Source organism: Paenarthrobacter aromaticivorans (genome assembly GCF_019038615.1).
Lineage (GTDB): Bacteria > Actinomycetota > Actinomycetes > Actinomycetales > Micrococcaceae > Arthrobacter > Arthrobacter aromaticivorans.
The window spans coordinates 160256-179401 of the sequence record NZ_JAHOPC010000008.1 but is presented as its reverse complement, the minus strand read 5'-3'; the positions used below and the strand labels follow the sequence as shown (position 1 = coordinate 179401).

The following is a 19146-nucleotide window of genomic DNA, read 5'->3' as shown; positions in this document are numbered from 1 at the left end:
TTTGCACAAACGTGCAGTAAGGAAATGAGATGCGACGCTCACGTCACTCGGATGCCCTCCGGGCCGCACAGATGTACTACTTGCAGGACCTGACCATGGACGCGATTGCGCGCGAGCTGAGGACCTCACGCTCCACCGTTTCAAGGCTTTTGTCATCCGCCCGGGAAACAGGTTTGGTCCAGGTCCAGATCCGCAGCCCGTTTGATACCGCCCCCGAACTCGAGAGCCAGATTCGCGACAAATTCAAGGTGGACGTCCACGTAGTGCCTGTGCTTGAAACCTTGAACGAGGCCGAGACGCTGGACCGCGTGGCCATGCAGGCAGCCCGGACCATAGGACCTCTGGTGGATTCCAATGCCATCATCGGCATCGCCTGGGGTGCCACGCTCAGCGCTGTGAGCCGGCACCTGACCCGGAAAGTCACGCACGACACCATCGTTGTCCAACTCAACGGCGCGGGAAACATGCAAACAACCGGCATCACCTACGCGAGCGACATCATGCGGCGCTTTGGCAGCGCCTACGGAGCGCGGGTGGAACAGTTTCCTGTGCCAGCCTTTTTCGATCACGCGGCCACCAAGACGGCCATGTGGAATGAGCGCAGCGTTCAACGCATCCTGGATCTGCAGGCGCGCATGAGCATCGCCATTTTCGGTGTTGGATCCGTTGATTCGGATTATCCAAGCCATGTGTATGCGGGCGGTTACCTCGACGAACAAGACCTCAGCATGCTGGCTGCCGATGACGTGGTAGGCGACGTAGCCACTGTGTTCTTCCGTAGTGATGGATCATCTGACGGCATTACTCTGAACGAACGGTCAACCGGTCCAAGCCACGAACAGCTACGGCAGGTTCGTCGCCGGATTTGCGTCGTGTCCGGCGCCTCCAAAATCAACGGCCTGCAGGGCGCCCTGGCAGCCGGACTTGCCACTGACCTCATCCTCGATGAAGCCTCGGCGCGCCGCTTGGTGAGTTTCAGTGGCCAGTCCTGAGGCTTTCCGCCGGGGAATGGGTAGAGTCGTTGATATGAGATTCCCGGCCCGGCTTACCTTGAACAACGGCGTGATGATGGACCGCTTGGGATTCGGACTCTATAAAGTGCCGCCAAAAGAAGCTGAGGCTTTGGTGAGCACTGCCCTCGGCGAAGGCTATCGGCGGTTCGATACGGCCGCCATGTATCGCAACGAGGTAGGCGTAGGCCGCGCGATCGGTGGTGCAATCGGCGATGCCAACGAGGCAAACCTCGGCACGGGTGGTTCCGGAGAATCCGTGCATGCCCTGACCCGGGAAGACGTCTTTGTCACCACCAAGGTTTGGAATGACGACCACGGTTACGACTCCACGCTCCGCGCTTTCGATTCATCCATGGCCAACCTCGGACTGGACTACGTGGACCTTTACCTCATCCACTGGCCGTGTGCCGGACGAGGCCTCTTCGTGGAGACCTATAAGGCCATGGAAACCCTGTACAGGGAAGGCAAAGTCCGTGCCATTGGGGTTTCGAATTTCCAGCCCGGGCACTTGGAAGAACTCATGCAGAAAGCCGAAGTGGTCCCGGCTGTTAACCAGATAGAGCTGCATCCCTGGCTTCAGCAGGCCAGGCTGCGGACACTGCATGAACAACTCGGGATCCGAACCGAAGCATGGAGCCCCCTTGGCCGTGGGCAGGTCCTTGCGGACCCCGCGATCGCGGATTTGGCTCACAAGTACGGCAGGACACCGGCCCAAATAATCCTCCGGTGGCATCTCCAGCTTGGGAACCTCGTCATTCCGAAAGCCAGTTCCGCGGGGCGGATCAAGGAGAACTTTGCCGTTTTCGACTTCGAACTTGAGGCAGCCGACGTGGACGGCATGGCGGCGCTTGAACGCCACCACCGCACGGGCTCGCACCCGGACAACGTGAATTAGGAACGGCCGAATGGAAAAAGTGGACACCGCGCATACCCCGGAAGACGCAGATGCCCCGATTGAATTCATCAGCAAGTCCCTACAGGGCCGCACTATCGCCTCTGATGTGGACGTAGATGGCAGCAACGTAGCGTATTGGACGTACGAACCCATCAAACCCACACAGGATGCCCGCACGATTTTGGTCATTCACGGTTTTCGGGGTGACCACCATGGATTACTCCGTGTAGCGGACCTGCTTCCGGACATGCGGATCATCATGCCGGACCTCCCGGCTTTTGGCAGTTCAGATCCTTTCTGTGACGACGAACATACGGTTGAGCGTTACGGTCGTTTCATCTCCGGCTTCATGGCCGCACTCGGTCTGGGCCCCAAGACCGTGCTGCTGGGCCACTCGTTTGGTTCCATCGTCGCGAGCCATTTTGCGGCCCGGAATCCCGGCGCCATTTATCCATTGATCCTGGTCAACCCCATCGCTGCACCCGCATTGGAGGGTCCCAAAGGGATCATGACCAAGCTCGCGGTGTTTTACTACCAGGTGTCCGCCAAGCTTCCAAGGCGCCTTGGACTTGCCCTCCTGCGCAACCGGGCCATTGTCCGGGTCATGAGCATCACCATGGCCAAGACCAAAGACAAAGACCTGCGCCGCTTCATCCATGGCCAGCATGATGCCTACTTCAGCGCCTTCGCGGACCGAAGGAGCCTGCTCGAATCCTTCAAGGCATCGGTGTCCGGTACCGTGGCAGACGTCGCCGGGGAGTTACGCCTTCCAGTACTGCTAATAGCCGGGGAAAAAGACGAGATCGCCACCCTGCCCAACCAGTACAAACTGATGGAGCGCCTTCCCGAGGCCACCCTGGAAGTGATTCCCGACGTCGGGCATTTGATCCATTACGAGACGCCGGCCCCGGCGGCCGCAGTTATCCGCACCTTCCTGGAGGAACACCCCGCGTGAAAATTGTCATCGACGCCCGCTTCACCAGGACGGACCACCACGATGGCATCAGCCGGTACGGTTCAAGCCTCATTGCAGCAACATCCAAAATTGCAGATGTCACCATGCTCATCCATGACAAACGCCAACTCGCGTTGCTTCCCGACGTGCCCTACGTGATGGTCAACAGCCCGCTGTCCCCACGCGAGCTGTTCGTTGCCCGCAAGGTCAACTCCTTGGGTGCGGACGTCGTGGTATGCCCCATGCAGACCATGGGAACCCTGGGGCGGAAGTATGGCCTGATCCTTACGCTGCACGACCTCATCTATTACGAACACCCCGCTCCCCCGGGGTTCCTTCCGGCTCCTGTACGGCTGCTCTGGAGGCTGTACCACAAGGCGTTCTGGCCGCAGCGCGTGCTGCTGAACCGGGCTGACGTGGTGGCTACCATCAGCAGGACCACAGAGGCTTTGATGGCCAAGTACACCTTGACCCGCCGCCCCGTGCGGATCGTTGGCAATGCGCCGCAGCCCGGCCAGACTCCCCGTGACCCTTCGGCCGGGGCGGATAAGACCCTGCTGTACATGGGTTCGTTCATGCCGTACAAGAACGTGGAAACCATGATTCGGGGAATGGCTGGCCTGCCGGATTACACCCTGCACTTGCTCAGCCGGATTACGCCCCAGCGTCGTGCGGAACTCGAGGCCATGGTCCCCCACGGGGCCAAGGTCCAGTTTCACAACGGTGTAACAGACGCCGAGTATGAAGAACTTTTGATCAGGGCGACTGCACTAGTCAGCTTGTCGCGGGCCGAGGGATATGGCTTGCCCCTGGTGGAGGCGATGTCACTGGGAACTCCTGTTATCGCCAGCGACATTCCGATTTTCCGGGAAGTGGGCGCCGATGCGGTCAGCTATGTTGACCCCGAGTCGCCCTCGGAGTTCGCTGCGGCCGTCACGGCGCTAGGCGATGACAGCTTGTGGCAAAAACGTTCCCGCCGGTCCGTGGAACGTGCCGGAGACTTCAACTGGGACGAATCCGCCCGGCAGTTGCTGGCTGCGGCAGAAGAGGTCGTGGCGCTTCGTCAGCGCTAGCGTGCCTGCCCAAACCGGCAGTTGATGGCTACAAGACGTCCACGCCGTCGAGCCGCAGTTGCACTGGGCCGGCTGTCCGTTTCGCTGCGTTCGCTGCCTTGACAGCACGCATCGCACGGCTAGCGTCTGCGGCGTCTGCGTAGGGAATGAAGTACAGAGTGCGGACGTCTGCTTCGGCCTCACTTCCAGCGCCCTGGGCACCACTGGAGAACAGCTGAAGTGGCGCCGGACCGGCGCTGCGCAGCTTCGTAGCGGACTTCAGCTTGACGCTTGCCTCGAAGGTATCGGAAAAACGCCCGACGTCGGCCCTTGGCCCGGTCACTGAAGCTACCCGCACTGCCGGCGGAAGCTGGAGTTCCTTCCGAAGTGCCAGTTCACGCGACGCGTAGCCCGGTGCATCCCAGCGCAGCAGGGCTCCGGTGGCGCTTGTGTCGTCTGCGGTGATGACTACCAGCCCACCCTGTTTGGAGGGTTTCACCAGCGACGCCGCGTTGAACCACCGCCGAACGGTGTCCTCGCCGGCGCGCAGGTTTTCCCGGCGGAGTAAGGAATTGCCATCCAGAAGCAGCGCTGCCGCGTACCCCTGGGGAGCCACGGGTTCGGCGCCAACTGTGGCAATGACCAATGCCGGAGCGTCAGGCACCGTTGCCTTGATGTTCTCCCCCGACGATGTGATAACCGTTTGTCCAGGAAAAGCCCGCCCGAGTTCCTCCGCTGTTCGCACGGCTCCTGCCGCAACCCGGCGCAGACGTGTGCCGTTGCAATGGTTGCAGCGCCACTGCGGTGCCGGCGTGGAACACCAACGGCAAAGCGGCAGGGCGGAACTGCTGGAGATTGCAAGCGGTCCTTGGCAGTTGTTGCAGCGGGCCAGCTCCCGGCACGTCTCGCAAGCCAGGGAGGGCGCGTAGCCGGCACGTGCAACCTGCACCAGCACAGGGCCATGTTCCAAGCCTTCCTTGGCAGCACGCCATGCCGCTCCCGGCAAACGTGCAATCCGGGCCAGGGGATCCCGTTCCTGTTCAAAGCTGTCAGCTGTGTTCAGGACCCGCGGAACAGTGGAGCGAATGACCGTTCGGGGCGCCTCGATCGGCACAGCCCATTGCATTTCAACCAGGCGCTGGAGTTCAGTGCTGCGGCTGTGCGATGCCATCAGGCAGGCTGCATTCTCCTGCTCGGCCCGTAGGAGCAGTACTTCCCGCGTGTGCGCGTAGGGAGCCCGTTGGTCGATGTGGAGGTCATCGCCGTCGTCCCAACAAACCACGAGTCCCAGCTCCCGCACCGGCGCATAGGCGGCAGACCTCGTGCCGATGGCTACACGCGCTTCGCCACTGAGGATTCGCAGGAAGCTTCGGTAGCGCGGAGTTTGACCATCGTCAGCCGTGAGCCGCGCGACGTCACCCGCCGGCAGGACCTTGGCGAGGGCCACCTCCAGCTGTTCAAGATCCCTGTAATCCGGAACGACCACCACTGCACCACGGCCTGATGCCCGGACTGCCCCAACAGCCGCGGCAACCAACGAAGGCCAACCCCCAGGGCCGAATCCCTGCAGCGCCGTGAGGACAGCCTTGGGCGATCCGCCACCGGTGAGGTGATGGAGGTACGAGGCTCCGTTGGAGTAGGAACCCCAGGCATGGGCGTCCGGCACAGTTGACGGAAGCTCCGATTCTGGTGCTGCGCCCCCGGAGAGTAGCTCCTTCTCCACTTTGGCAACGCGAGGGGGAACAGCAGTACGCAGGACATCGCTCAAGGTTCCGGCGTAGCGCGCAGCTACCGTTCCAGCCAGCTCAGCGATTTGGGGCGTCAGGACCGGCAGCGTGGAGATTACTTTGTGAAGTGGGGTCAGCGGATGGCCGGCATCCGAAGTATCGACGCGTTCCAGCACGAAGCCATTAAGCTCCTGGCCGTTGAACTTCACTTTCACGCGGACTCCGGGAACGGCGGAATTACCGAGTTCAGCGGGCACGCTGTAATCGAAGGGCCGGTCCAGGTGTGGCAGGGAGGATTCCAGCACCACACGGGCAACGGGATTCACTGAAGCCAACGGGGGTCCACTGACGGGAGGCTTGTCAGGGAAACCTTGAAGCAAAGAGGGTTGAAGCAGCGACGGCTGGGCTTCGTGTCCGGCCATGCTCGTCACCTCCAACTCAATTGCGCGGACTTTCCACGCAGGAACGACTTTCCGCGCAGGAACGAAGGATGCCCGCAGCGGGATCGACCCACTGCGGGCATCTCTCTGGCTCCAGCCAATCATGGGCCACCGACAAAGTTACAAACACCGGCTGGCACAAGCAGATGAGCGGGAGATCAGGCGTTGAAAAATTCCTTCAGGTCCGCCACACGGTCCAGGCGCTCCCACGTGAAGTCGGGCTCGTCGCGGCCAAAATGGCCGTGAGCCGCCGTCTTGGTGTAAATGGGACGCTTGAGGTCCAAGGCGTCGATGATGGCCCGGGGGCGGAGATCGAAGAGCTCGTTGATCGCCTCACTGATACGGGCAGGGTCAACAGTTTCCGTGCCGAAGGTCTCTACGTACGTTCCGACCGGACGGGCTTGGCCAATCGCGTAGGCAATCTGGATCTCCGCACGTTTGGCCAGACCTGCAGCTACCACGTTCTTGGCAACCCAGCGCATGGCGTAAGCAGCTGAACGATCCACTTTGGACGGGTCCTTACCGGAGAACGCCCCTCCACCGTGCCGGGAGAACCCGCCATAGGTATCGACAATGATCTTCCGACCTGTCAGGCCGGCATCGCCAACCGGGCCACCAATCACGAAGGCGCCCGCAGGATTCAGGATGTTGGCTACGTGGGAGATGTCAAGGTTGGATGCCGCCAGAACGGGATCGATGACGTGGCTCGCGAGGTCGGCGCGCAGTTGATCCAGGCTCGCGTCTTCGGCGTGTTGGCTGGAAATCACCACCGTTTCAACCGAAACCGGGCGATCGCCGTCATACCCAACGGTGACCTGCGTCTTGCCATCCGGACGGAGGTAGGCAAGTTCGCCGCTCTTGCGGACCTCGGTAAGGCGCTCGGACAAACGGTGGGCAAGCCAGATGGGCGTCGGCATGTAGGACGCAGTTTCGTCGCTGGCATAACCGAACATAATGCCCTGATCGCCCGCGCCCTGGAGGTCGTAGTCGTCCTCCTGACGGCCTTCACGCGCCTCAAGCGAGTTGAAGACCCCACCGGCGATGTCATTGGACTGCTGCCCGATCGACACTGAGACGCCGCAGCGGGCACCATCGAAACCATTGGCTGAGGAGTCGTAGCCGATGCCGAGAATGGTTTCGCGGACAATCTGCGGTATCTCGACGTAAGCGTCAGTGGTTACTTCACCGGCCACGTGGACCAGGCCGGTGGTGGCCATGGTCTCGACAGCTACCCGGGATTCAGGGTCAGCAGCCAGCAGCCCATCCAAGATGGCGTCACTGATTTGGTCGCAGATCTTGTCTGGATGCCCTTCAGTGACCGACTCGGACGTGAAGAGCCGTAGCTTGGACGGGGTGCCATGATGTTCATGGTGCAGCGGTAAAGTCACTCGACCACCTTACTGTGTTGCGGGGCGGCGGCATCTGCCGTGTGTCCCTATGCTAAGAATTTCGGGCGGAGGCTACCGCCGGGAGATGTTACCGGGCCGGAAAAACCCTGGCCAATTCGGAGCCCACCCGATCCACGACTGCCGCGGCGACGTCAGCCTTGGATCCGGAAGCGGACTCGGGGTCGGCGCCATGGCCGGAAAGGATCACTACGGAGTTGTCATCCTGGCCGAAGACGCGCCCAACCCCGACGTGGTTAACCACCAGGAGGTCACAGCCCTTGCGTTTGAGCTTCGCCGTGGCGTGTTCCAGAACGTCACCTTGGGCATCGCCGGTCTCGGCGGCAAAGCCCACGATCAGCTGCCGGCCACCCTCGGCGTTGCGCCGTTCGACGAGCTCATGCAGGATGTCCGGGTTCCGAACCAGGCGTACCAAGGGTGCGTCCTCGCCGTCGACCTTCTTGATCTTGGTATCCGAAACCTCCGCGGGACGGAAATCCGCCACAGCGGCAGCCATGATGACGACGTCGGAATCCACCGCAGCTTTCAGCGCTGCCTCACGCAGTTCCAGGGCGGACTCAACGCGGACAAGCTCGACGCCGGCGGGCGGCTCGACGTCCATATGCGCGGCAAGGAAACGAACGGTTGCACCGGCAGCCAACGCAGCCGCTGCCAGGGCCGCACCCTGTTTGCCTGACGAGCGGTTACCCAGGAAACGCACCGGGTCCAACGCTTCCCTGGTCCCACCAGCCGAAATCGTCACCGTTCGGCCAGCAAGGGAAGCATGGGTTGCCGGCACAGCCTGGGGCGAATCCGCCTCAGTAGCGGCCTCGGCCAATGCCATGGCTGCCGTGAAAATTGCCTCCGGTTCGGGCAAGCGGCCCGGACCGGAATCAGCACCGGTCAGGCGGCCGCTGGCTGGCTCAAGGACTGTGACGCCTCGACTCCGCAAGGTTTCCACGTTGGCCTGGGTTGCTGCATGCTGCCACATTTCAGTGTGCATCGCCGGAGCGAACAGCACCGGCCCGTGCGCCATAAGGAGCGTATTCGTGAGGAGGTCGCCGGCCTGGCCGGTTGCCGCCTTTGCGAGGAGATCTGCCGTAGCCGGCGCGACGACGATCAAGTCAGCCTCGTGGCCCAGACGCACATGGTTGACCTTCTCAACGTCGTCAAAGACGCTGTTGCTGACCGGATTCCCGGAGAGCGCCTCCCACGTGGCAACACCGACGAAACGGGTGGCTGCTTCGGTTGGGATCACCGTCACCTGGTGTCCGGCTTCAGTAAAAAGCCGGAGGAGCGATGCAACCTTGTAAGCTGCGATCCCTCCCCCGACTCCGAGGACTATGCGCACGTGACCTCCGTCAACAGGCAGTCTGTTTTATTCTGCGGGCTCGATCGGCGTGGAAACCAGGAGGCCTTCGTTGATCTCGCGGAGGGCGATCGACAATGACTTCTCGTTCAGCTTGGTGTCTACCAAGGGACCGACGTACTCGAAGAGGCCCTCGTGGAGCTGGGCGTAGTAGGCGTTGATCTGGCGGGCACGCTTGGCGCCGAAGATCACCAGTCCGTACTTGGAATCGGCAGCCTCAAGCAGCGAATCGATCGGCGGGTTGATGATGCCTTCAAGGTTCGTGGACACGAATTCTCCAAATTCTAGCGGGCCGACAAGTGCAAGCGCTTAGCGCTCGTGCGGGGTTAGCCCCATGAGTGAAACAAGCTCGTCCGCTGCCCGGCGAACGTCGTCATTAATGACGGTGTGGTCAAACTCCGGTTCAGCAGCAAGTTCCAGTTTAGCGGTTTCCAGCCTGCGCTGCTGTTCCTCGGCAGATTCAGTGCCGCGACCAACAAGCCGCCGCACCATTTCTTCCCAACTGGGCGGTGCCAGGAAGACGAACTTGGCATCCGGCAAAGCAGCCTTTACCTGCCGCGCACCTTGGAGGTCAATCTCGAGCAGTACCGATTTCCCCTCCGCAATCGCAGCATTCACGGTGCTCCGGAGCGTGCCGTAGCGGTTGTGGCCGTGGACCACGGCCCACTCCAGGAGTTCGCCATCGGCTACCAGTGAGTCAAACTCGTCGGCGGACTTGAAGAAGTAGTGAACCCCGTCCTTCTCCCCTGGACGCGCCGCACGGGTGGTGGCGGAGACGGAAAGCCAAACTTCTGGATAGTTGTCCCTGATGTAGGTGGATACGGTTCCCTTGCCAACAGCAGTTGGGCCTGCGAGGACAGTCAGTCCAGGTTTCTTGCTCACGGATTCCTTCGGGGAGATGCGTCAAACGCTTTGCTGGGTATCCATAAAATCTACCAGCGCCCGGGCCTGGTGAATGCCCAAGCCCCTGATGCGCCGGGATCCGGCGATACCTATCTCCGCCATGATCCCGGCCGCACGTACAGGTCCTATGCCCGGGAGTGCCTCCAGGAGCTCCACTACCCGCATCCGCGCAATGGCTTCATCCGTAGTGCCTGAAGAGATCAGCTCAGCAATGCTCACTTCACCGCGTTTGAGCCGTTCTTTGGCTGCGGCCCGCACAGCGCGCGCCTTTGCAGCCTTATCCAAAGCATCGGAACGCTCCTGCGGCGTCAGCTCTTTCAGACCCACGGCCAAACCCCTGTCAGATCGGATTTGTGATTCACGTCACGCGAAACTGATCCTGAACCTACCGGCAGGCGGCGGGTTGCGCAATGAGGCGCCAGCGAATCATTCCGCCCGCAGGCTGTCCAGCGTTTCCTGGGTAGCCGCCCGCAACGCAGCACTCGTTGGACCGGCGGCAAGGATGCCCCGGCTCGACGTAGCCAGCACTGTTGGATAGGCTGCGCCGAAGGTCGAGCGGAGATCCGCCGGCGTAGCACCCTGCGCCCCCAAGCCGGGCGCCAGGATGGCTCCGCGGACCGGGCCGAGGTCGATGTCCAGATCCTTGAGTGCAGAACCTATGGTAGCGCCCACAACAAGTCCCACTGAACCCAGGACACCCGAGTACCGCTGGTTCTCGGATGCGGCCGCATTAACGATCCCCCGAGCGACGGAATTGCTTCCGCCAACGTGCTGGACAGACTTTCCCTCCGGATTGGATGTCAATGCGAGCACAAAGACTCCCCTGCCATTTTGCGCAGCAAGGTCCAACGCCGGACGCAAGGACTCGAAGCCGAGGTAGGGACTCAAGGTCACCGAGTCCGCGGCCAAGGCCGAACCGTCACGCAGCCACGCATCTGCATAGGCAGCCATGGTGGAACCGATATCACCGCGCTTGGCATCGGCGATGCTCAGCACATCCGCATCAGCGGCTGCGGCCAACGTCCGCTCCAGGACAGCCATGCCCGCAGAGCCGTGACGCTCATAAAGCGCCACCTGCGGCTTCACTGCGGCAGCGAGGGAAGCCACGGCTTCCACAACGCTGAGCGAAAAGCGCTCCAGCCCGGCGACGTCGTCGTTCAGTCCCCAGTCAGCCAGCAGCTGGGGATGGGGATCGATTCCAACACACAGCGGACCACGGGTGGCCATTGCGCTAGCCAGCCGGGAGCCAAATGACTCCCGGACCGGCTGCTGTCCATCCTGGGCCTCGTGCGCACCAACGATGTCAGGCATTGACGGCGGCCTGGGATTCGCTGAGGTTGGCTGCGTGCTCCTGAAGGCTGGTGACTGACCATTCGTAGGTGCGCAGTGCCTCAATTGCCTGCACGGCTGCGTTGAATTCAGCCACGGTGGTGATGCAGGGAATGCCGATTGATGTGGCCGCTGCCCGGAGCTCGTAGCCGTCACTGCGGGCTTCCCCGCCGGACGGGGTGTTGAAGACCATGTCGATCTCGCCGGCAATGACGAGGTCGGCAATGGTGCCTTCGCCTTCAGCGCTGCTGCCCTCGGCCACCTTACGGACCGGAGTCGCCTGGATGCCGTTACGGCGCAGGACGTCAGCCGTGCCACCCGTGGAGACGATCTCGAAGCCGAGGTCCGAGAGGCGCTTGACGCCCATGATCACCGAGCGCTTGTCGCGGTTGGCCACGGAAACGAAGATCTTGCCTTCGGTGGGCAGCGCGTTGTTTGCGGCGGCCTGGCTCTTGGCGAATGCGGTATCGAAGTGCTTGTCGATGCCCATCACTTCGCCTGTGGACCGCATTTCCGGGCCGAGCAGGGAGTCGACAACCTTGCCCTCCGGCGTACGGAAGCGGCTGAACGGCAGGACGGCTTCCTTGACGGCGACCGGCGCGTCCAGGGGCAACGTGGAACCGTCACCGGTTTCCGGCAGCATCTTGTAGGCACTGCGCAGTTGGTTGATGGTGACGCCGGTACCAATGAGAGCGGCAGCCTTGGCCATCTGCACCCCGGTTGCCTTGGAAACGAAGGGCACTGTCCGCGAAGCGCGCGGGTTGGCTTCAAGGACGTAGAGGACGTCCGAGGCCAGCGCGAACTGGATGTTGATGAGCCCACGGACGCCCACGCCCTCGGCGATGGCCCGCGTAGCCGTCCGAACGCGCTCGATCACGTTGCTGCCGAGTGTGATCGGAGGAAGGACACAGGCGGAGTCTCCGGAGTGGATACCCGCCTCTTCGATGTGCTCCATGATGCCGCCGAGGTACATGTCGGTGCCGTCGAACAGGGCGTCGACATCGATTTCGACCGCGTCTTCGAGGAAGCGGTCGATCAGCACCGGGTGATCCGGCGTGATTTCCGTGGCGTTGGCGATGTAGCGGGAAAGGTTGGCTTCGTCGTAGACGATTTCCATGCCGCGGCCGCCCAGGACATAGGACGGACGGACAAGCACGGGATAACCGATCTCGTCAGCGATCTTCTTGGCATCCTCGAAGGAAACTGCGGTGCCGTTCTTCGGGGACGTCAGGCCGGCCTCGTCCAGGACCCGGGCGAAGGCGCCACGGTGCTCTGCGAGATCAATGGCCTCAGGCGACGTGCCCAGGATCGGCACGCCGGCGTCGGCAAGCTGCTGTGCGAGCTTCAGGGGCGTCTGGCCTCCGAGCTGGACGAAGACGCCCATGACGCCACCCGTGCGCTCTTCAGCCGCGATGACCTCGAGGACGTCCTCGAGGGTCAAGGGCTCGAAGTAAAGGCGCGTTGAGACGTCGTAGTCCGTAGAGACGGTCTCGGGGTTGCAGTTGACCATGACGGTCTCGTAGCCGGCCTTGCGCAGCGCCATGGAGGCGTGGACGCACGAGTAGTCGAACTCGATGCCCTGGCCAATGCGGTTGGGGCCGGAACCGAGAATGATGACAGAGGGCTTGGCGTGCAGGCCCACCTCATCTTCCTCGTCATACGCCGAGTAGTGGTACGGCGTGTAGGCAGCGAACTCTGCAGCACAGGTATCCACAGTCTTGTAGACCGGACGGATTCCCAAGGCCTGACGGACCCCGCGGACCACTGCCTCATTGTTGTGCGTCAGGGCACCGATCTGTTCGTCGGAGAAGCCGTGGCGCTTGGCGTTGCGCAGCATTTCCTCGGTGAGGACGCCGGCCTTGCGGATCTCCTGCGCGGTCTCGTTAAGGAGCTGCAGCTGGTCCAGGAACCAAGGATCAATCTTGGTGGCTTCGAAGAGGTCTTCCACCGTGGCGCCACCCAGGAGCGCGCGCTGCACCTGGTAAAGCCGGTCTGTCGTGGGACGCTTGGCCTTCTCGATGAGCTCGGCAACCTCGTACTCCGGCACGGAGCTGAAGTCCAGCTGCGAGCCCTTCTGCTCCAGCGAGCGAAGTGCCTTCTGCAGGGCTTCGGTGAAGTTGCGTCCCATGGCCATGGCTTCGCCAACAGACTTCATTGTGGTGGTCAGCGTGTTGTCGGCTGCCGGGAACTTCTCGAAGGCGAAACGCGGAACCTTGACCACTACGTAGTCCAAGGTGGGTTCGAACGACGCGGGCGTCTTCTGGGTGATGTCGTTCGGGATCTCGTCCAGGGTGTAACCAAGGGAGAGCTTGGTGGCGATCTTGGCGATGGCAAAGCCGGTTGCCTTGGAAGCCAGCGCGGAGGAACGCGATACGCGCGGGTTCATCTCGATTACCACTACGCGGCCCGTGGCGGGGTCAATGGCGAACTGGATGTTGCAGCCACCGGTGTCCACGCCGACTTCACGGATAACGGCGATGGAGACGTCCCGAAGCTTTTGGTACTCGCGGTCCGTGAGGGTCAGCGCCGGAGCAACCGTGATGGAGTCACCGGTGTGGACGCCTACGGGATCGAAGTTCTCGATGGAGCAAACAACAACGACGTTGTCGTTCTTGTCGCGCATCATCTCAAGCTCGTATTCCTTCCAGCCGAGAATGCTCTCTTCGAGCAGGACCTCGGAGGTGGGGCTGTACTGGAGGCCCTGGCCGACGATGCGGCGGAGGTCATCCTCGTTGTAAGCCAAGCCCGAGCCCAAGCCACCCATGGTGAAGGACGGCCGGACCACCATGGGGTAGCCGAGGTCCTCAGCAGCAGCGAAGGCCTCTTCCATGGTGTGGATGATGTGGCTGCGGGCCGACTCGGCGCCACAGCGCTCAACGACGCCCTTGAACTTCTCGCGGTCTTCCCCAAGCTCAATGGCAGCAATGTTCGCGCCAATGAGTTCCACGTTGTACTTCTCCAGCACACCGTTCTTGTCCAATGCGATGGCAGTGTTCAGGGCCGTCTGGCCACCCAGGGTGGGCAGGATGGCGTCCGGACGCTCCTTGGCGATGATCTTCTCAACGACCTCGGGCGTGATGGGCTCAACGTAGGTTGCATCGGCGAACTCGGGGTCCGTCATGATCGTGGCGGGGTTGGAGTTCACGAGGATGACCCGGAGGCCTTCCTCCTTGAGGACGCGGAGAGCCTGGGTGCCGGAGTAGTCGAACTCGGCTGCCTGGCCGATAACGATGGGGCCGGAACCGATGACAAGGACGCTCTTGAGATCTGTACGCTTGGGCATTACTTCTTGTCCTCAGTCTTGGAATCGGTGGAGTTGGCGGCGCCGGAGGTGGCCGATTTGGTTTCGGCCATGAGGTCGATAAAGCGGTCGAAGAGGTATGCAGCATCGTGCGGGCCAGCCGCGGCCTCGGGGTGGTACTGGACCGAGAACGCCGGGATGTCCAGGCACGCAAGGCCTTCAACGACGTCGTCATTCAAGGAGACGTGGCTGACTTCGACGCGGCCATAACGCTCCTCGGGGGCGATAGTGGCACCGTTCAGCGGGGCGTCGACGGCGAAGCCGTGGTTCTGCGAGGTAATTTCGACCTTGCCCGTGCGGCGGTCCATCACCGGCTGGTTGATGCCGCGGTGGCCGTACCGCAGCTTGTAGGTGCCGAAGCCGAGGGCGCGGCCCAGGATCTGGTTTCCGAAGCAAATGCCGAAGTACGGCAGTTTCTCGTCCAGCACCGAACGCAGGAGTGAAACCTGGTGGTCTGCGGTAGCGGGGTCACCCGGACCGTTGGACATGAAGAAGCCGTCCGGGTTGACCGCGTTGACCTCCTCCAGGGTGGACGTCGCCGGAAGGACATGCACCCGCACGCCGCGTTCGGCGAAGCGGACCGGGGTCATGGCCTTGATGCCGAGGTCGACGGCGGCAATGGAGAACCTGGGCTCGCCTTCCCAGCCGTGGTCCTTGGGTTCCACGACGTAAGCCTCGTCGATGGAAACCTCTTCAGCCAGCGCTGCGCCTTCCATGGGAGCGCTTGCCAGCACTGCGTCCAGGAGCTCCTTGTCCGATGCCTGTGCGGCCTCACCCGAGAAGATGCCTGCGCGCATGGTCTTGTGCTCGCGGAGGTGGCGGGTGATGGCACGGGTATCGACGCCCTGGATGCCCACGATGCCTTGCTCGACGAGTTCGTCATCGAGGCTGCGTTCCGAGCGCCAGTTGGAGGGGCGGCGGGCGGCATCGCGCACAATGTAGCCGGCCACCCAGATGCGGCGGGACTCAGCGTCCTCGCTGTTGACGCCCGTGTTGCCGATGTGGGGTGCGGTCTGCACCACGAGCTGGCGGGCGTAGGAAGGATCGGTGATGGTCTCCTGGTAGCCGGTCATTCCGGTGGCGAAGACGGCCTCACCGAGGGCCGTTCCCTGGGCGCCGTAGCTACGGCCGCGGAACATGCGGCCGTCTTCAAGCACCAGTACTGCTGCTGAGGGGGTGGGTGTGGTGGCTGCTTTACTGTCCGTCACTTTATTACTTTCCACTATCGGCATCTGCCTGAGGGGCTGCGGAGATCAATTCTTGGATGGCTTCGAGGAGGAGCTCTTTGTCGGCTGCATGCCTGGTCCGGAACCCGGTATCCAGTTCCTTGCCGCCCAGCTTCCAACTGATGACCAGGAGTCCGTCTTTTTCCACGAACTTCCCGGCCATGCCGGCTGCTTGGCGGCTGTCAGCCACCGCGGAGCGCGGGATGAATACCGGGGCGGCACCTGAGCGGTCGAACAAGATGCCTTCAGCGTGGACGCTCAGTTCCGCGTTGGTGCGGATTCCAAGGCCCTGCACTGCGATGCGGTCCAGCCAGTCCCCTGCCGTGGTAGTGGCAACGTACTGGCCCTCCGCTACGACCGTGGCCGGTGTCAGCCGCTGTGGCACCTCCGGGAGGCGTTCGACGTCGGCTTGTCGCCTGAGCCGGTTCCGCCACCCGAGCCAGATCATCATCAGGACGACGATGATCAACGGCACCGTGATGAGCACGGTGAGTGTCTGGTTGTTCATCAGCTACCGCTGACTGCCCCGGCGGCATCCGGGGTTGGGTAGTTTCCGGCGTACCTGTACGGAGTGTTGAGCTTGCCGTTGAGAACGGTGGGGTGGCCCTTGAAGAAGGTTGCGACCACGGATCCGGGCAGCTCTTTGCCCTTGAACGGTGAATTGCGGCCCATGGTGGCCATCTTATGGGGGTCAACTGTCCAGCGGGCAGCCGGGTCAACCAGGATGACGTTGGCGGGCTCGCCTTCCTCCAACGGCCGGCCCTGGTCCGCTACGCGGCCGATAACTGCCGGGGTGAAGGAGGTGACCCGGGCGAAGTCTGCCCACGTCATGAGTCCGGTTTCGATCATGGTCTCCTGAACCACGGACAGTGCCGTTTCCAGGCCGGTCATGCCCATGGCCGCCTGCGCCCACTCGCATTCCTTGTGCTCGCTGGGGTGCGGGGCGTGGTCCGTGCCGACAACATCGATCGTGCCGTCGGCGAGGCCTTCGCGGAGCGCTTGGACGTCGGCATCCGTACGCAGCGGCGGGTTGACCTTGTACACGGGATCGTAGCTGCGGACCAGTTCGTCAGTGAGGAGCAGGTGGTGGGGCGTGACCTCGGCCGTGACGTTGATCCCCCGGGCTTTGGCCCAGCGGACGATTTCAACCGATCCAGCGGTGGAGACGTGGCAAACGTGGAGGCGGGAACCCACATGCTGCGTGAGCAGGACGTCGCGGGCGATGATGCTTTCCTCTGCCACGGCTGGCCAACCAGCAAGTCCCAGCACCGCCGAGACGGTGCCTTCGTTCATCTGTGCCCCGGCGGTAAGGCGGGGTTCCTGCGCGTGCTGGGCAACCACGCCGTCGAACGCTTTGACGTACTCCAGCGCGCGGCGCATCAGCACGGGGTCGTGCACGCAGATGCCGTCGTCGGAGAACATCCGCACCTGGGCGCGGGAATCCGCCATCGCACCCAGTTCGGCAAGTTGTTCACCGGCCAGGCCCACCGTGACGGCGCCAACGGGGCGCACGTCCACCCAGCCCGATGCGCGGCCGAGGCTGTGGACCTGTTCGACGACGCCTGCCGTGTCTGCAACGGGGTTGCTGTTGGCCATGGCGTGGACGGCCGTGAAGCCACCAAGAGCCGCGGCACGAGTGCCGGTTTCGACCGTTTCCGCATCTTCGCGGCCGGGCTCGCGCAAGTGCGTGTGCACGTCAACCATGCCGGGGAGGGCAACCAGGCCCGTGCCGTCGATCACGGTGGCGTCGTCGTCGTGGAGGTCCTTGCCCCGAGCGGCGATGATGCCGTCGCGGATCAGCAGGTCTTCGGCTTCGCCGCCGAGAATGGCGGCCCCGCGGATTAGGTACGTGTTCTCGGCCATCAGTTGCTCTCCTTGGTGGGCTGGCTTGCAGCGTGGGTGGTCGCTGCCGTTGCGGCAGTTGCTTCGCGGGAATCCCCGGAGAGCAGCAGGTAAAGGGCCGCCATGCGCACTGAAACACCGTTCCGTACCTGTGCAAGCACTGTTGAGCGGGGCGAATCGGCGGCGGCTGAGGAGATTTCCAGGCCACGGTTCATGGGGCCGGGGTGCATGATGATGGTGTCTTTCATGCCAAGGTCATCCAGTGCCCGAAGCCGGGCGTCGTCGAAGCCCCAGCGCCGTGAGTACTCTCGGGTAGACGGGAAGAACGAGGCATGCATGCGCTCACCCTGGACGCGCAGCATCATCATGGCGTCGACGCCCGCTTCCAGCGTTTCGTCCAGGTTGTAGCTGACCTTGCAGGGCCAGTGCTCGACGCCGATCGGCAGCAGTGTGGGTGGCGCCACCAACGTGACCTCGGCACCCAGCGTGCGCAACAACCAAACGTTGGACCGGGCCACGCGGGAATGCAGGACATCTCCGACGATCGCCACACGCATGCCTCGAAGGTCCGCTCCGCTGGATTTCGTCCCGTTCAGCTGGGACCAGTGGCGACGCATAGTGAACGCATCCAACAGCGCCTGCGTGGGGTGTTCGTGGGTACCATCGCCTGCGTTGATCACTGCGGCGTCGATCCAGTCCGTGGCGGCAAGCCGGTGCGGAGCACCGGAAGCCCAATGACGGATGACCACCGCATCCGCGCCCATGGCGGCCAGCGTCTGCGCTGTGTCTTTGAGGGACTCGCCCTTGGAAACCGAGGATCCTTTGGCGGCGAAGTTGATGACATCGGCTGAAAGCCGCTTTGCTGCAGCTTCGAAGGAGATCCGGGTACGGGTGGAGTCCTCAAAGAAGAGGTTCACTACTGTGCGGCCGCGGAGGGCAGGGAGCTTCTTGACCTCGCGGTCGCCCACCGCCGACATTTCTTCGGCGGTGTCCAGCACGCGGATGGCGTCGAAGGCGCTGAGGTTCTCAGTAGAGAGGAGGTGCTTCACTTTCCGGCCTCGATTACTACTTCGTTGACCGGAACGCCGTCCACGGCGTCGATTTCCTCAAGATGGACGCGGACCTTTTCCGCGGAGGAAGTGGGCAGGTTCTTGCCTACGTGGTCCGCGCGGATGGGAAGCTCACGGTGGCCCCTGTCCACCAGGACGGCGAGGCGGACAATCCTGGGACGGCCAAGGTCCACCAAGGCATCAAGCGCTGCCCTGATGGTGCGGCCCGAATACAGGACGTCATCAATGAGGACAACAACCTTGTTGTCGATACCGGACAGTGGCAGGCGTGTGTGGTGGGGCGGCCTGGTGGGCTGGTGCGAAAGGTCGTCACGGAACATGGTGACGTCGAGTTGCCCGACGATCGTTTCCGCGTTGACGCTGGGGTCAGCCGCAGCGATCTTGTTGGCGAGCCGCACGGCCAAGGGATAACCGCGGCTGGGAATGCCCAGAAGAACCAGATCCTGCGAACCTTTGTTGGCTTCGAGGATCTCATGGGCGATACGAGTCAGCGCGCGATCGATGTCCGCTTGGTTGAGAACAACCCGCGACGGAACCTGCGCTGAAGTGACTTCAGTCATTCGCTCGTCTCCCCTTTCCCCGCCTCACGGGACGGAATTAAAAAAGGAATATTTGCCTTCCAAAACTACCACAGCGGAA

General features: G+C 62.6%; 17 protein-coding genes. 4 read left to right on the top strand and 13 right to left on the bottom strand.

Annotated elements, in window-relative coordinates; translation table 11 throughout:
- Positions 1-29 precede the first annotated feature (29 nt).
- The 4 genes from KSW38_RS14305 to KSW38_RS14290 are packed head-to-tail and all read left to right on the top strand — an operon-like array spanning position 30 to position 3936.
- On the top strand, positions 30-992 hold the full coding sequence (locus tag KSW38_RS14305) for a sugar-binding transcriptional regulator (protein ID WP_216925579.1): 963 nt from the start codon (positions 30-32) through the stop codon (positions 990-992).
- A 34-nt stretch (positions 993-1026) separates the two neighbouring features.
- Positions 1027-1908 carry an aldo/keto reductase gene (locus tag KSW38_RS14300; RefSeq protein ID WP_216925578.1) on the top strand — a complete coding sequence of 294 codons (882 nt, stop codon included), beginning with the start codon at positions 1027-1029 and terminating at the stop codon, positions 1906-1908.
- 10 nt (positions 1909-1918) lie between these two features.
- Positions 1919-2863 carry an alpha/beta fold hydrolase gene (locus tag KSW38_RS14295; protein WP_216925577.1) on the top strand — a complete coding sequence of 315 codons (945 nt, stop codon included), beginning with the start codon at positions 1919-1921 and terminating at the stop codon, positions 2861-2863.
- A complete protein-coding gene (locus tag KSW38_RS14290; protein ID WP_216925576.1) occupies positions 2860-3936 on the top strand; it encodes a glycosyltransferase family 4 protein in 1077 nt (358 codons plus the stop codon). Before KSW38_RS14295 ends, KSW38_RS14290 begins: the two co-directional genes overlap by 4 nt.
- A 28-nt stretch (positions 3937-3964) precedes the next feature.
- Here the strand turns inward: KSW38_RS14290 and KSW38_RS14285 are convergent, their stop codons facing one another.
- The 13 genes from KSW38_RS14285 to pyrR form a co-directional block, all read right to left on the bottom strand.
- Complete coding sequence (locus KSW38_RS14285) at positions 3965-6064, bottom strand: primosomal protein N' (protein ID WP_216925575.1); 2100 nt, start codon at positions 6062-6064, stop codon at positions 3965-3967.
- A gap of 176 nt (positions 6065-6240) precedes the next feature.
- Positions 6241-7470 (bottom strand): methionine adenosyltransferase, encoded by a 1230-nt coding sequence (gene metK / locus KSW38_RS14280; protein WP_216925574.1) that lies wholly within the window; start codon positions 7468-7470, stop codon positions 6241-6243.
- An 88-nt stretch (positions 7471-7558) separates the two neighbouring features.
- A complete protein-coding gene (gene coaBC / locus KSW38_RS14275) occupies positions 7559-8818 on the bottom strand; it encodes a bifunctional phosphopantothenoylcysteine decarboxylase/phosphopantothenate--cysteine ligase CoaBC (RefSeq protein ID WP_216925573.1) in 1260 nt (419 codons plus the stop codon).
- 27 nt (positions 8819-8845) lie between these two features.
- On the bottom strand, positions 8846-9106 hold the full coding sequence (rpoZ, locus tag KSW38_RS14270) for a DNA-directed RNA polymerase subunit omega (RefSeq protein ID WP_017197559.1): 261 nt from the start codon (positions 9104-9106) through the stop codon (positions 8846-8848).
- A gap of 39 nt (positions 9107-9145) precedes the next feature.
- A complete protein-coding gene (gene gmk, locus KSW38_RS14265) occupies positions 9146-9718 on the bottom strand; it encodes a guanylate kinase (protein ID WP_216925572.1) in 573 nt (190 codons plus the stop codon).
- 21 nt (positions 9719-9739) lie between these two features.
- Positions 9740-10066 (bottom strand): integration host factor, actinobacterial type, encoded by a 327-nt coding sequence (gene mihF, locus KSW38_RS14260; protein ID WP_216925571.1) that lies wholly within the window; start codon positions 10064-10066, stop codon positions 9740-9742.
- A gap of 99 nt (positions 10067-10165) precedes the next feature.
- The gene (gene pyrF / locus KSW38_RS14255; RefSeq protein WP_216925570.1) at positions 10166-11050 is read right to left on the bottom strand and encodes an orotidine-5'-phosphate decarboxylase; all 885 of its coding nucleotides are present in this window, start codon (positions 11048-11050) and stop codon (positions 10166-10168) included.
- On the bottom strand, positions 11043-14351 hold the full coding sequence (gene carB, locus KSW38_RS14250; protein WP_216925569.1) for a carbamoyl-phosphate synthase large subunit: 3309 nt from the start codon (positions 14349-14351) through the stop codon (positions 11043-11045). Before carB ends, pyrF begins: the two co-directional genes overlap by 8 nt.
- A complete protein-coding gene (carA, locus tag KSW38_RS14245; protein ID WP_216925568.1) occupies positions 14351-15601 on the bottom strand; it encodes a glutamine-hydrolyzing carbamoyl-phosphate synthase small subunit in 1251 nt (416 codons plus the stop codon). Before carA ends, carB begins: the two co-directional genes overlap by 1 nt.
- Positions 15582-16103, bottom strand: coding sequence for a PH-like domain-containing protein (locus KSW38_RS14240; protein ID WP_216925567.1), 522 nt, complete (start codon positions 16101-16103; stop codon positions 15582-15584). The genes carA and KSW38_RS14240 overlap by 20 nt, the downstream gene beginning before the upstream one ends.
- The gene (locus KSW38_RS14235) at positions 16103-17458 is read right to left on the bottom strand and encodes a dihydroorotase (RefSeq protein ID WP_216925566.1); all 1356 of its coding nucleotides are present in this window, start codon (positions 17456-17458) and stop codon (positions 16103-16105) included. Before KSW38_RS14235 ends, KSW38_RS14240 begins: the two co-directional genes overlap by 1 nt.
- Positions 17458-18486, bottom strand: coding sequence for an aspartate carbamoyltransferase catalytic subunit (locus KSW38_RS14230; protein ID WP_216925565.1), 1029 nt, complete (start codon positions 18484-18486; stop codon positions 17458-17460). The genes KSW38_RS14235 and KSW38_RS14230 overlap by 1 nt, the downstream gene beginning before the upstream one ends.
- Complete coding sequence (gene pyrR, locus KSW38_RS14225; protein ID WP_216925564.1) at positions 18483-19067, bottom strand: bifunctional pyr operon transcriptional regulator/uracil phosphoribosyltransferase PyrR; 585 nt, start codon at positions 19065-19067, stop codon at positions 18483-18485. The genes KSW38_RS14230 and pyrR overlap by 4 nt, the downstream gene beginning before the upstream one ends.
- Positions 19068-19146: the final 79 nt, after the last annotated feature.

Excerpts from the sequence above, each read along its gene's own strand:
- carA (WP_216925568.1), bottom strand. The coding sequence starts at position 15,601 with ATGCCGATAGTGGAAAGTAATAAAGTGACGGACAGTAAAGCAGCCACC.
- KSW38_RS14305 (WP_216925579.1), top strand. The coding sequence starts at position 30 with ATGCGACGCTCACGTCACTCGGATGCCCTCCGGGCCGCACAGATGTAC.
- KSW38_RS14240 (WP_216925567.1), bottom strand. The coding sequence starts at position 16,103 with ATGAACAACCAGACACTCACCGTGCTCATCACGGTGCCGTTGATCATC.
- carB (WP_216925569.1), bottom strand. The coding sequence starts at position 14,351 with ATGCCCAAGCGTACAGATCTCAAGAGCGTCCTTGTCATCGGTTCCGGC.
- pyrF (WP_216925570.1), bottom strand. The coding sequence starts at position 11,050 with ATGCCTGACATCGTTGGTGCGCACGAGGCCCAGGATGGACAGCAGCCG.
- KSW38_RS14300 (WP_216925578.1), top strand. The coding sequence starts at position 1,027 with ATGAGATTCCCGGCCCGGCTTACCTTGAACAACGGCGTGATGATGGAC.
- KSW38_RS14235 (WP_216925566.1), bottom strand. The coding sequence starts at position 17,458 with ATGGCCGAGAACACGTACCTAATCCGCGGGGCCGCCATTCTCGGCGGC.
- pyrR (WP_216925564.1), bottom strand. The coding sequence starts at position 19,067 with ATGACTGAAGTCACTTCAGCGCAGGTTCCGTCGCGGGTTGTTCTCAAC.
- KSW38_RS14285 (WP_216925575.1), bottom strand. The coding sequence starts at position 6,064 with ATGGCCGGACACGAAGCCCAGCCGTCGCTGCTTCAACCCTCTTTGCTT.
- KSW38_RS14295 (WP_216925577.1), top strand. The coding sequence starts at position 1,919 with ATGGAAAAAGTGGACACCGCGCATACCCCGGAAGACGCAGATGCCCCG.